This window comes from Streptomyces sp. NPDC057638, assembly GCF_042800315.1.
Lineage (GTDB): Bacteria > Actinomycetota > Actinomycetes > Streptomycetales > Streptomycetaceae > Streptomyces.
Genome location: NZ_JBHVHF010000252.1, coordinates 1 through 12,177, shown reverse-complemented (window position 1 = coordinate 12,177; position 12,177 = coordinate 1). Strand labels below are relative to the sequence as shown.

9 protein-coding genes are annotated in these 12,177 nt (G+C 69.9%); 5 read left to right on the top strand and 4 right to left on the bottom strand.

Features of this window, described 5'->3' with window-relative positions:
• Positions 1-32: 32 nt before the first annotated feature.
• Together ACFVIM_RS26725 and ACFVIM_RS26720 are read right to left on the bottom strand one after the other, a co-directional pair.
• Positions 33-2,579, bottom strand: a complete 2,547-nt coding sequence (locus tag ACFVIM_RS26725; protein ID WP_384306193.1) for a hypothetical protein — start codon at positions 2,577-2,579, stop codon at positions 33-35.
• Between the two features lie 217 nt (positions 2,580-2,796).
• Positions 2,797-5,397 (bottom strand): hypothetical protein, encoded by a 2,601-nt coding sequence (locus ACFVIM_RS26720; RefSeq protein ID WP_384306190.1) that lies wholly within the window; start codon positions 5,395-5,397, stop codon positions 2,797-2,799.
• Positions 5,398-5,863: 466 nt separating this feature from the next.
• Between ACFVIM_RS26720 and ACFVIM_RS26715 the strand changes: the two genes are divergently transcribed.
• The 5 genes from ACFVIM_RS26715 to ACFVIM_RS26695 all read left to right on the top strand — a co-directional run bounded on the left by ACFVIM_RS26715 (position 5,864) and on the right by ACFVIM_RS26695 (position 8,903).
• Positions 5,864-6,070: a hypothetical protein gene (locus ACFVIM_RS26715; protein ID WP_384306187.1), complete on the top strand. Its 207-nt coding sequence runs from the start codon at positions 5,864-5,866 to the stop codon at positions 6,068-6,070.
• A complete protein-coding gene (locus ACFVIM_RS26710) occupies positions 6,054-6,578 on the top strand; it encodes a DUF6879 family protein (RefSeq protein ID WP_384306184.1) in 525 nt (174 codons plus the stop codon). Before ACFVIM_RS26715 ends, ACFVIM_RS26710 begins: the two co-directional genes overlap by 17 nt.
• Positions 6,562-7,398 carry a Scr1 family TA system antitoxin-like transcriptional regulator gene (locus ACFVIM_RS26705; protein ID WP_384306182.1) on the top strand — a complete coding sequence of 279 codons (837 nt, stop codon included), beginning with the start codon at positions 6,562-6,564 and terminating at the stop codon, positions 7,396-7,398. Before ACFVIM_RS26710 ends, ACFVIM_RS26705 begins: the two co-directional genes overlap by 17 nt.
• 269 nt (positions 7,399-7,667) lie before the next feature.
• On the top strand, positions 7,668-8,150 hold the full coding sequence (locus tag ACFVIM_RS26700; RefSeq protein WP_384306179.1) for a hypothetical protein: 483 nt from the start codon (positions 7,668-7,670) through the stop codon (positions 8,148-8,150).
• A gap of 90 nt (positions 8,151-8,240) precedes the next feature.
• Positions 8,241-8,903: a class I SAM-dependent methyltransferase gene (locus tag ACFVIM_RS26695; RefSeq protein ID WP_384306176.1), complete on the top strand. Its 663-nt coding sequence runs from the start codon at positions 8,241-8,243 to the stop codon at positions 8,901-8,903.
• A gap of 118 nt (positions 8,904-9,021) precedes the next feature.
• On the opposite strand, the gene ACFVIM_RS26690 is transcribed toward ACFVIM_RS26695, so the two are convergent.
• Both ACFVIM_RS26690 and ACFVIM_RS26685 read right to left on the bottom strand, forming a co-directional pair.
• On the bottom strand, positions 9,022-11,574 hold the full coding sequence (locus tag ACFVIM_RS26690) for an HAD-IC family P-type ATPase (protein WP_384306173.1): 2,553 nt from the start codon (positions 11,572-11,574) through the stop codon (positions 9,022-9,024).
• 97 nt (positions 11,575-11,671) lie between these two features.
• A complete protein-coding gene (locus ACFVIM_RS26685; protein WP_384306171.1) occupies positions 11,672-11,959 on the bottom strand; it encodes a DUF2530 domain-containing protein in 288 nt (95 codons plus the stop codon).
• Positions 11,960-12,177: the final 218 nt, after the last annotated feature.

The window sequence follows — 12,177 nt, the reverse complement described above, 5'->3', positions numbered from 1 at the left end:
GTCCGCGCCCGAGCGCGACCGGCCCCCACCCCCTACAGCACGTTCACGAAGTGCGTCGGCGACACCGCCGCCTCCACCTCGCCGTTCTTCGGCATCACCCAGCGCCAGTCCGCGTCCGCCGTCGGGCGGACGGTGGCGGTGACCGTGCCGTCCGGGCCCGCCGTCACGGTCGTGGCCGGGGTCCAGGCCGTCGTGCCGGTGCGGCGGCTCTCCAGGGTCACCGAGGCGCCCGGGAGGGCCGTCCAGCGGGCCGTGGGCCAGTCCGCGAGCCCGGCGACGCCGGTGAGGGTGACGCGGCTGCCGCTGAAGACGGGTGCGGTCGGGCCGGAGATGGTGATCCGGCTCTGGCGCAGGATCTGGGTGGTGGCGAGGTCGGCCCGGGAGATGTGGCCGACGCCGTCGCGGGAGCGGGCCCAGGCCGCCAGCTTCCACTCGCCCGTGAGGTCATGGCGGCCGAGGTGGGTGGTGGAGCCGAGGGGGAGTTCGGCGTAGCAGTCGGAGGTGGTGTCGTTCTCCTTCACGCAGATCGCCGGGCCGGTGTGCAGGACGGCGTCCGGGCGGTCCGGGGTGCCCCGGTAGAGGCGGGCGCCACTGGCCGCGACTCCGGCCGGGTCGGTGACCTTGTAGCGGACGGCGTACGGGGACGGCGCCCCGGGCGCCTGGCGGAACTCGGGGGCGAGCGGCTGGCCGTCGTTGACGGTCGCGGCGCCGAAGGCGATGGTTCCGGCGGACTCGCCGTAGGTGGCGGCGGGACCGGCGAAGGCGCGCTGGATGACGCGGACGACCGAGTAGGTGCCGCTGGTCGCGGTGGCCCGCAGGGAGATGTGGGCCGCGTCGGCGGGGACGGTGAGCTGCGCGGTCGCGCGCTGCCCGTTCGGTGTGAGTGTCAGCGGCAGCCAGGTGGTGCCGCTGTCGGTGGAGTACTGGATTTCCCGTACGTCGGCGGGGGACCCGGCCCGGCTGGAGGCGGTGGCCTCGATGGTCACCGGGGAGGCACTCGCGCGGTGGTGGTCGTCCAGCCCGTCGACCCGCAGCCCGACGTCCGTCAGCAGCAGCGGGCCCACGATGTCGGGCCGGTCCAGGGTCCACTTGGTGATCTGGACCGGGCTGAGCTGGTCCGGTGAGCCGGTGCGGCGGATGGTCTGGGTGAGGGCGAGCTGGCCCCATGAGCTGATGTCCGACACGACCGGCTCGGTGAGCTTGCGGCCCCGGGTGTCGAGGTGGGTGACCGTGGACTGCTGGACCGTCAGGTCTTGTACGGCCGCCGGGTCCCAGCCCTGGTTGCCGACGCCGTCACCGAACGCGCAGCGCTCGTCGATGGTGATCCGCCAGTGGGTGAAGGTCGACCTGCCCGCGCACGGCCGCTGGGCGAACGGCGCCGCCCCGAAGCTCAGCCCCGGGTTGTCGCCCTGCGTCAGCGTGCGCGGCGTGCCCTCCAGGCTTCCGCCCTCCGCGTACCCGGCCGCGTGCCGGATGGAGGTCCCCGGCGTCACGTACTCGGTGACGGTGGACGGGAAGCGGGCGGGGGAGATCGCGGAGCCGCCGGTGCCGTCGCCGACGCTGCGCCAGGTGAGCAGGGATCCGGTGGTGCCGGGGCCCTGGGGGCGCAGGGTGGTGGTGGTCTTCGCCAGGTCGGCGGTGCGCACGGAGGCCGTGGGCGACGCGGGGATGGTGTGCTGGAAGGAGTGGAAGAGGTCGTACCGGTACGGGCTCGGGTGGTTCGCCGTCGAGCCCGACTTCACCAGCACCTGCTGCACCCGCAGGGCCACGCCGGGCAGGGTGAACGGGGTCACCCGGACGGTCTCGCCCGCGCCGCCGACCGAGCCGACGACATCGCCGTTGGGCATCCGCAGCCAGACCGAGCCGCTCTCCAGGCGCGCGGTCGGCTCGTCGACGCTGAGCGCCACCTCCTGGGCGCGGGTGGCGTCGAGGGTGACGGTCACGGCCGTGCCCCGGACGGTGAAGCTCTCGGTGAGCAGCAGGCTGGGCTGGCCGGGGGCGGTGTAGACCCCGGCGGTGAGGTAGTCGCCGGGCGGCAGGCTGGCCGTGCCGCCGGTGCCGAACTGTTCCGCCTGGACGGGGTGGGCGGCCCAGGTGGCGCGGTTCCAGACCTTCAGCACGGGCCCCTCGTGGCTGGCGCCCGCGAGCTGGATCCGTACGGTCTGGCTGGTGGCCGCCGAGCGCGGCGCGGCCTTCGGCTGGGCGCCCGCGCGGACCGTGGTGGCCTTCAGCGGCTTCTTGTTCTGGGTGGCCCGCCCGGTCGGGCGGATCTCCAGCGTCCCTCCGGCGCGGGCGTAGATATACGGGGCCGGGCGGGCCGGGTCCTGCGGTACGAGACGGAAGGCGCCCTTCGCCCGAGCGCCCGGCTCGACCTCGACGCGGTCGCCGGTCGTGAGCGTGGTGGTGACGGCCTTCGTGGCGCTGGCCTTCGTGGCGCCGGGCGCGGGCTCGGCCCGCTCGACGGCGGTGGCGGTGGCGGCGCTCGGCGCTGACCCCAGCAGGACCGCCGCCGCGGCGACCGCGCCCGCCAGGGCGCCGCTCGCCGTTCTTCGTATGGTTCCGTGCGGGCGTATGCCCATCGGATCTACCCCCCTTGAATCCCAGACGCCCCACGCGCCTCGGAGAAGGCCAGTAAATCCGCCAACTGTCCTGTATGTGCGGCCACTTCGCGCCGTATTGGGTCCAGAAAGCGGCGGCGCGCCGGGTTGCCCTCGGCCCCGGGTCCGGTACGCGGAAGGGCGCCGGTCCCAGCGGACCGGCGCCCCTCCTCCGTACCTCTCCGGCGTCAGACGGCCGTCAGCGCACATCCACATGGAACGACGGCGACACCGCCGCGCCCACCTCGCCCGTACGCGGCAGCAGCCAGCGCCAGTCCGCGTCGAACGCGGCCTTCTGGACGGCGCTGACCGTGCCGTCCTTCGCGGTCTTCACGCTCGCCGCCCTGGTCCAGGTGGTGGCGTTCGGCCTGCGGTACTCCAGCTGGACCGGGATGCCCGGCAGGGCGTTCCAGCGGCCGGTGGACCAGTCGGTGATGCCCGCGATGCCCTTCATGGTGAAGGAGCGGCCCTTGGTGACCGTGGTGGTCGGGCCCGAGATCGTGATCCGGGTCGGACGCAGGATCTGCACCCGGGCCAGGTCCTCCCGGATGGTGAAGCTGGTGCGGTCGGCCGAGCGGGCCCAGCCCGCCACCCGCCACTCGCCCGCGAGGTCATTGCGCCCGAGGTCGCCCTGGGCGCCGAACCGGAAGGAGGCCACGCAGTCGAAGGTGTTCAGGCTGTTGCGGGCGCAGCCCAGCGGCGTGGTGACGGGGAGCATCGCGTCCGGGCGGCTCGCCGGCCCCCGGTAGAGGTGGAGGCCGTGCCGCAGCGGGCCCTTCGGGTCGCTGATCTGGTAGGTGATCGAGTACTGGGGGTCCTTCCAGCTGGCGGCCAGCGGGGGCGCGATCACCCGGCCGCCGTTGACCTTCATGCCGGTGATCCGGATGGGCCCGGAGTCCGCCACGGGCGACGGCGCGGGGCCCGCGAAGGCGCGCGTCACCGTCTGGCGCGCGGTGGCGCCGTCGGATCCGGTGGCGGCGGCCCGCAGCGAGACGGAGACGGCGCCCGCGGGCACGGTGAACCGCGCGGTGACCTCGGCGCCCGAGCCTGTGTGTCCCACGGCGTGCCAGGTCCGGCCGTCGTCGAGCGAGTACTCGATCCCGTCCACGACGGCGGTGACCCGGTGCACCCGGGAACTGGCCGTGGCGGTGACGGTGACGGGCGCGGAGCCCGCGCGGTTGCGGTCGTCCAGCCCGTCGGCGCGCAGCACGACGTCCGTGAGCGGGACGGTGGCCTGCCCCTCGGCGGGGACATACGTCCACTCGGTGCGCTGCTCGGGGGTGAGCGTGAGCGGATGGCTGTACTGACGGCGGGTCAGGCTCACCGCGTGCCGGACCCCGGCGGGCCGCAGGGGGACCGCCCAGGAGCTGTACTGGTCGCGGGTCTCGTCCTGGACGACCGTGCCGTCGGCGGTGTGGATGAGCCGCTGGTCGCTCTGGTAGGGGCGGTACCGCGAGCCCACCGCGTCGTCGAAGGTGCAGTACTCGTGCAGGTTCAGATAGCCGTTGTACACATGGGTGTTCGAGGCCTGACAGGGGCGCGCGGCGATCACCGGCTGGCCGATGACCAGGTCCGGATTGGCGCCGAGCTGCGGATGGCGCGTCGGGCCGTAGACGGAGTTCCCGTCGGTGGGCTGGAGTGAGTGGACCACGGACTGCCAGGGAGTGGCGTACTCGACGGTGGCCGAGGGGACCCTGACCTGACTGACGAGGGCGAGACCGGCGTAGGAGCCGTCCCCGGTCTGGAGCGTGGCGATGGCGTCCGTGCCGCCCAGGGGCCGCAGGGTGACCTTGGTGCGGGCCAGCCCGGAGGCGGCGACGGAGACCGTCGGCGTGGCCGGGACGCTGTTGGTGAACTCGTGCCGCAGGTTGTAGCGGTAGGGACTCGGCGCGTTGACCGAGGAGCCCGCCTTGACCATCGTCTGGTGCAGTCGCACGGTCATCTTCGGCAGGGAGATCCGGTTCATCCGGACCGAACCGCCAAGACCACTGCGCACCTCGCTCGTGTACTGCGACGGCGTCGTCACCGCGAGCGCGCTGTATTCGGTGCGGGCCGTGGTGTCCTTGACCCGATGGGTGACCTCGGCGGTCTCCTTCGCGTCCAGGGTGAGCTTCTGGTCCTTGTCGCCGACCGTGAAGGTCTCGCCGATGACATGGCTCGGCCCGCTCACGCTGGTGAACATGCCGAAGACCACATACCGGCCGGCCGGCAGGTCGACGGTCCCGTCATGACGGGTCTGGCGTTCGCGGACGTTGAACCACTGCCAGGTGTCCCGGTCCCAGACGTTCATGGTGAAGCCGTCATGGGTGCCGTTGACATAGGTGAAGCGGACCTGCCGGGTGGGCCCCGACGGGGCGGTGGACCGCCCGGCCGCGGCGGTCCGTTTGGCGGCGGGTACGGGCACGGTGACCGGCTCCGCCCGGTGGGCCGTCCCGGCCGCGCGGACCTCGATGGTGTCGCCGCCCCGCACCAGCGCGTACGGCTGTCCGGCCGAGCCGGGCCCGGGAACGACGCGGTACCCCCCCTGGGTCCCCGCGTCCGCCCGGCCGACCTCCAACCGCTCTCCGTTGCCGAGGGGTACGGAGGTGGTGGCCCCCGCCGCCCCTGGTCCGCCGCCCTGGTGACCGGTTCTCTTCGGTGGAGTCGCCGGATTGGTGCTCGCGGCGCCGGAGGTGGCAGGCTCGGAGCCTGGATCCGGAACGGTATCCGCCACCGCTCCCGTGACGGGCGCCAACAGCGTCCCCGTCAGGGCCAGCACCACCGCCGCGCTCGCCCGGCGAGCCCTTCGGTTGTGTCGCATATGTAGGTGTTCTCCCCCCTCGCGCCCTGGCGCGCCCTGCGCCAAGGGCCACAGGTGCACCATCAGACTCCTCAGCCACAGGTGCACCGGGAGGTTAACCCTCGTCCGCTTCCGCCGCCAACCGCCCCTTTCCACCGTTATTTTCTGGTCACGGCCTTTGGCTGACCATCACCGCAACCCTCCCGGGAGCACCGGCGCCGCGATACGGCTGGGCGCGTGTGGGCCGGTATACGGATCCGTTCGCGTACAGGATCAACGAAATGCTGCCTCCGGCACTCCCGGGTCGATCCACAGAGGCCCCGGCCAGCCTCGGCGCTGAGGACTGCCACCCCTCTGCCCGCCTCCGGCCGCACGGGTTTATGCCACAACGCGCATAGTCGCGTCCCTGCATGGACGCCCGGTTGGTGCCCCCGTACGGTCATGGCCATCAGGGGTCGACCGGCCCCGGGCATAAGGGGGTTCGATCATGGCTCGTGAGGAACTGACCCGGCTTACCGGTAACGGAAACGGCACGTGCGGAGGCGAGGACTGCCCAAACGTCTACCGCACGGTCAAGGGGTCGTTCCTGGTCCAGGGTGACGTGTCCCGCGCGTTCGACGCCTCGGAGGGAGAAGGGCTCGTGGAGATCCCGGAGGAGACGTTGCGGGAGGCTTTTCGTGCTCTTGGATGGTGAGAACTGGAGCCGCCGATTCGCGGGGATCACACACGAAGCATGGCGACTCGAAACCCTCCCGCAGTATCTCGTACCACAGGAGGCTGAAGATTTCTCGGCTTTCCGTGCGGGGCGGTCACTGACTCCCTATACAGCTTCCGCCTACACCGAACGCGTCACGCGTCAGCGAACCGAGGGCAAGCACAACGGCCGTGTGCACATCGTGACACAACCACTCTCCGACTATCTGCGGTTCGAGTTCAGTCGCTACTACGGGGTACACGCCCAGGCGGGCGACAACATTCGCATCCTCGATGTGACCAACCGGTCGAACCCTCTTGAAGGGGTTCAAGATTTCTGGATGTTCGACCAGTCGGAAGTAGTCCTCATGAATTATGAGGCGGACGGCACTCAGATCAACCGCGAGGTATTCGCGGGTGATGTCTCCCCCTTCATCGAGTACCAGCGCATCGCCATCAAGGCTTCGGTGCCCTTCCAGGAGTACGTGAACGGTGGCCATCCAGCCTGATCAGCTTGACCAGTCCGGGCTGGAACTGGCAGCTATGCTCAAGCATCTTCGCAAGCAAGCCGGGCTCTCAGGGGTCCGGCTTGCCGCGCGTTGCAACATGTCACAGTCCAAGGTCAGCCGTATTGAGGGCAACAGGGTCCGTCCATCCCTCGTGGATGTCGAGCAGATCTTGAAGGGACTGGGGGCATCTCCGACTGTTGCGGCCGAAGTGATGGCGCTGGCCCGCATCACCCAGACGGAGTGGCAGGGCCGCAGAGCCTTGCACCGCAAGGGTCTGGATAAGAAGCAGTTAGAGCTAGCAGGCATAGAGGCGTCTACCACAGACTTCCGGTACTTCCTTCTCTCCATGGCAACGGGCCTTTTGGCAACCCCGGAATACATCAAGGAAAGTATCGCCGACACTCCGCCTGCGCAGCAGGCCAAGGCTGTGGCTATGAAGCTCGAACGGCAAGCCGTGTTGCTTGACCGATCCAAACGCTTCAGGTTCATCCTGACCGAGCAAGCCGTGAAGTATCCACTCGTAGCCCCTGACGCCATGGCCATGCAGGTTGACCGGCTGATCTCTCTGTCTCGGCAGGGAAATATCCAGATCGGGGTGCTGCCGATAGGTGTGAAGTTCAGCAGTACTCCGCTGAGTACGTTCACGGTGTACGACGACCGTTTGGCGACCATCGAGACAGATCTGGGCGCTGCCGTATTCAGGAGCCCGAAGGATATTTGTTCGCTCCTCGACCGGTTCAGCAGATATGAGTCGTACGTAATCGTCGGTGACGATGCGCGGGAGTTACTGACGCAGTGGGCATGGACATTCCGCCGATGATCTTTAGTCCACAACGCGCATAGTTTCACCATGCCCATCAGTTTCAGGGGATTATTGATCGCCAACGGACTACCGGGCTCTGGAGGACAGCGGATGACTGCACGCGTATGGATGGGGTCGGTTCTCGCTCATCCGGTGTCCGGGAGGAAGGCAACCGCCCCGTCGATGAGGCCAAGGGCGGGGCTCAACTCAGCCGGCCGCGATCACTCGGCGTGGCCGGGCCCAAGCGAGTGCAGTGCACCACTCCACACAACAGGAGGTCTTGCACGATGAGCACAGCAGTCGAGACGCGAACCCGTGATCCGCGCACCATCCTGAACGCGCTGGAGGAGCGCGTTCCTCACCTCGTGACGGATGTGGGCGTGGCCGACCTGTGGGAGCGGGAGGTTCGTCTCCTCCTCCGGGACAGCGTGGCCGTTCGCAGCCTCGCGGAACGCATCCTCGGTCAGGGCATCGCCTACGTCGTCACCGCGATGGAGAACCCCGGCATCGACATGGGCGTCGGGTACACGGTGGACATCGGCGTTCACCAGCTCATTCTCGACACGCCCCTGTACTTCGCCCTCTGCGACGCTCACAACGGCGGCCGATACAAGCACCACGCCCCGCTGATCGAACGGCGCCGTGACGGCACGGTGGCACACACGGCCGAACTCATCCGCGCGGCCGGATTCACTGTCGATGACGAGCTGTGGGACACCGACGCGTCCGACTGCTCGCCGTGCAACGACAAGGTCCCGGACAGCCACTGAACCGGCGGTACAGTTCCTGCCCCTATTCTCCCTCCGGAGGGTGGGGGCGCGGCGCTGCCGTACCCCTAACTAGACCTGAAGGAAGCTCCGTTGCCCGCACGACACGACCTCGACAGCGAACGCGAACTCTGGGACACCTATGCCGAGAGCACCCGGAAGGACGTGTTCGAGTCAGACCCCGCTTTCCGGTGGACGCAGTACGCCGGGCACGGGCCGGGCCCCGAACTCCTCGGCGCGCCGGAATCCGTCCTCGAAGTCGGATGCGGCACCGGCCGCGCCCTGGCGTACCTCGCTCAGCAGGGCATCAAGGCGACCGGCGTCGACATGTCCGCGGTCATGGTGGCGAACACCATGGAACGGTGGGGCCCCATGGGGGTCCAATTCGTGTGTGCGGAGGTTCTTTCGTACCTGACCGAAACCACGGAGACCTACGACGCGATCTATTCGATGTTCGGTGCCGTCTGGTTCACCGACCCGGCCAAACTCCTCCCCTTGATTGCAGCCCGGTTGAATCCGGGCGGCGTCCTCGCCTTCTCTCACCCCCCGGCCATTCCCGGCGCGTACGGACCGCAAGGAATGTACAAGGGCGGATTCGCGGGTAAGGCGATGTACACATACCGCTATAGCTACACGCTCAGGAAATGGGAAAACCTATTGCGCAAGGCTGGATTCAAGGAAGTGGAGGTGCGCGAATTGGAGGCCCCGACGCAAGGTCACATCGGGACCCTGATCGGCCGTGCCGTCACGGCCTGAAAGGCGACCTGAATTCATCAGGCTGCCAGCTTGAGGCCAACCAAACGGACGGGGTCAATCTCTGTGACGGACCTGCGGGGCCTGCGGACGTACGGACGTACGGACGCACAGAACCGGCCTACGCCGGGAAGCGCCGGTCCACCCAGCGCCACGCCAGCTCCAGCAGCAGCGCGCCACCCGCCGCGATGCCCACCGCGCTCCATGGCAGCACCACCCCCACCAGCTTCAGCGCGAAGAACTCCTGGAGCCACGGCACCACCAGCACCACCACGAAACCCAACCCCATCGCCGCCACCAACAGCACCCGCCACCAGGTGTAGGGCCGCGCGATGATGGCCAGCACCCACATCGCCACCAGGAAGAGCGTCAGCGTCGCCGCGCTCGTCTCCGCCTCCAGCGAGCCCGCGCCCGTGTAATAGGAGCGCGCCAGCAGATAGGTGGCGAACGTGGCCGCCGCCGCGATGACCCCGGCCGGGATGGCGTACCGCATCACCCGCCGGACGAAGTGGGGCCGGGCCCGCTCCCGGTTGGGCGCCAGCGCCAGGAAGAACGCCGGGACCCCGATCGTCAGCGTCGACAGCAGCGTCAGATGCCGGGGCAGAAAGGGGTACTCGACCTGCCAGCACACCACCAGGATCGCCAGCAGCACCGAGTAGACCGTCTTGGTCAGGAAGAGGGTGGCGACCCGGGTGATGTTGCCGATCACCCGGCGGCCCTCGGCGACCACCGACGGCAGCGCGGCGAAGCTGTTGTTCAGCAGCACGATCTGCGCCACCGCCCGGGCCGCCTCCGAGCCCGAGCCCATGGCGACCCCGATGTCCGCGTCCTTCAGCGCGAGGACGTCGTTGACGCCGTCGCCGGTCATGGCGACCGTGTGGCCGCGCGACTGGAGCGCGCCGACCATGTCGCGCTTCTGCCGGGGGGTGACCCGGCCGAAGACGGTGTGGTCGTCCAGCTCCCGTGCCAGCGCGTCCTGTTCGGTGGGCAGCCGGCGGGCGTCGATGGTCCGTTCGGCCCCGGGCAGGCCCAGCTTGCCCGCGACGGCGCCCACGGCGACCGCGTTGTCGCCGGAGATCACCTTGGCGGCGACCCGCTGCTCCTCGAAGTAGCGCAGGGTGTCGGCGGCATCGGGCCGCAGCCGCTGCTCCAGCACCACCAGCGCGGTGGGCTCGGCCCCCTCGACCCGGTCCAGCGCCGTCCCGGCCGCGCGGGCCAGCAGGAGCACCCGCAGCCCGCGCCGGTTCAGCTCCTCGATCCCGGTGACCCCGGCAAGCGCGGCGTCGTCGGCGGGGAGCAGGACGTCGGGCGCGCCGAGCAGCCAGGTGGCCTCCGCCCCGCCTCCCGTCCCGGAGGCATCCGGACCAGGACCGGGACCAGGACCGGGACCCGGATCCGCCGCGAGCCGGGCCGCGCTGTACTTCCGCGCCGACGAGAACGGCAGGGCCTCCACCACCCGCCAGCCCCGCCCCTGCCCGTCACCCCCCTGCACCGGGCAGGCGTCGATGATCGCCTGGAGGGAGGCGTTCGGGCGGGGGTCGGCGGCGCCCAGGGCGCCCAGTACCCCTCGTACCGCCGTCTCCTCCGCGCCGCCGAGGGGGCGGATCTCGGCCACGTCCATCCCGCCCTCGGTCAGGGTGCCGGTCTTGTCGAGACAGACGACATCGACCCGGGCCAGCCCCTCGATCGCGGGCAACTCCTGCACCAGACACTGTTTGCGCCCCAGCCGGATCACCCCGATCGCGAAGGCGACCGAGGTGAGCAGCACCAGACCCTCCGGGATCATGGGCACGATCCCGCCGACGGTCCGGGCGATGGAGCCCTTCAGATCGTTCTGCTTGACCACGAGCTGACTGATGATCAGGCCGATCGCGGTGGGGACCATCATCCAGGTCACGTACTTGAGGATGGTGGAGATCCCGCTCCGCAGCTCGGAGTGGACCAGGGTGAACCGGGACGCCTCCTCCGCGAGCTGCGCCGCGTACGCCTCCCGCCCCACCCGGGTCGTGGTGAACGCGCCCGTCCCCGCGACCACGAAACTCCCCGACATCACCGGGTCACCGGGCCGCTTCACCACCGGATCGGACTCGCCCGTCAGCAGCGACTCGTCGATCTCCAGGTTCTCCGCCTCCGCGACCTCGCCGTCCACGACGACCTTGTCCCCGGGCCCGAGTTCGACCAGGTCCCCGAGGACGATCTGGGAGGTGGAGACCTCGGCGGCGACACCGTCCCGCCGTACGGTCGGCTTCGCCTCGCCGATCACCGCGAGCCCGTCCAGGGTCTTCTTCGCGCGCAGCTCCTGCACGATCCCGATACCGGTGTTGGCGATGATCACAAAGCCGAAGAGGCTGTCCTGGATCGGCGCGACGATGAGCATGATGACCCACAGGACGCCGATGATCGCGTTGAACCGGGTCAGCACATTGGCCCGGACGATGTCGGCGACCGAACGCGAGGACCGTACGGGTACGTCGTTGACCTCCCCCCGCGCCACCCGCTCCGCGACCTCGGCGGTGCTCAGCCCATGGGCGGGCGTACGCGGTCCCGATGCCCTTGATGGTCCCGGCGGTCCCGGCGGCGGTACGGGGTGGACGGGATCCAGCTCCGCCCCCGCGTCGATGACAGGGCCGCCGCGCTCGGGGCCGTCGGTGTCGGTCGATGCCCGCTGGGTCATGGTTCGTACGGTACGGGCGGGCAGCCGACTTCACCCGCCGAAGGCGGGGTCCGGCGGGCGGGTGTCGGAAAACGTCAGGCCGCTGACGGGTCCGCCGTCAGGACGCGGTGTGCGGCGCGTCCGGCCGCTCCTCGGCGGCGGTGGCCTCGGCGCGCTTGATCGCGGCGTCTCGCCGACGGACGTACCAGATGCCGATCAGACCGAGACCGGCTCCGGCGAGACAGGTCCAGACCCACCACATCAGGCCACGCTCGTCGAACCACGAGTAGAAGGGGATCTGAAGGAGGAAGAGGACAAACCAGATGATCGTGCCACCGGTGATGGTCCCGACGACGGGACCCTCCAGTGGCTCGGGCGCCTCATGCTTGGGGGTCCACTTCGCCATACCCCCAGTCTATTCACCCCCCGCGCCCCCATCCGGCCCTGCCCCTGCGCCCCCGTCAGGGTGGGCCCCGCCCCGGCTTCCGCCGTGGGAGCTTCGCCAGCGGGTCACAACAAGGGCCTGTGCCGGTGAGTAGCTCCGTGTGAGGGTTCGCTCTACCCGAGGTCGGTTCTGAGCCGAAGGGGCGCGCCCGGGGGGACCCCCAGCGCCCCGGTGGGGGT

Excerpts from the sequence above, each read along its gene's own strand:
- ACFVIM_RS26725 (WP_384306193.1), bottom strand. The coding sequence starts at position 2,579 with ATGGGCATACGCCCGCACGGAACCATACGAAGAACGGCGAGCGGCGCC.
- ACFVIM_RS26720 (WP_384306190.1), bottom strand. The coding sequence starts at position 5,397 with ATGCGACACAACCGAAGGGCTCGCCGGGCGAGCGCGGCGGTGGTGCTG.
- ACFVIM_RS26715 (WP_384306187.1), top strand. The coding sequence starts at position 5,864 with ATGGCTCGTGAGGAACTGACCCGGCTTACCGGTAACGGAAACGGCACG.
- ACFVIM_RS26700 (WP_384306179.1), top strand. The coding sequence starts at position 7,668 with ATGAGCACAGCAGTCGAGACGCGAACCCGTGATCCGCGCACCATCCTG.
- ACFVIM_RS26690 (WP_384306173.1), bottom strand. The coding sequence starts at position 11,574 with ATGACCCAGCGGGCATCGACCGACACCGACGGCCCCGAGCGCGGCGGC.
- ACFVIM_RS26685 (WP_384306171.1), bottom strand. The coding sequence starts at position 11,959 with ATGGCGAAGTGGACCCCCAAGCATGAGGCGCCCGAGCCACTGGAGGGT.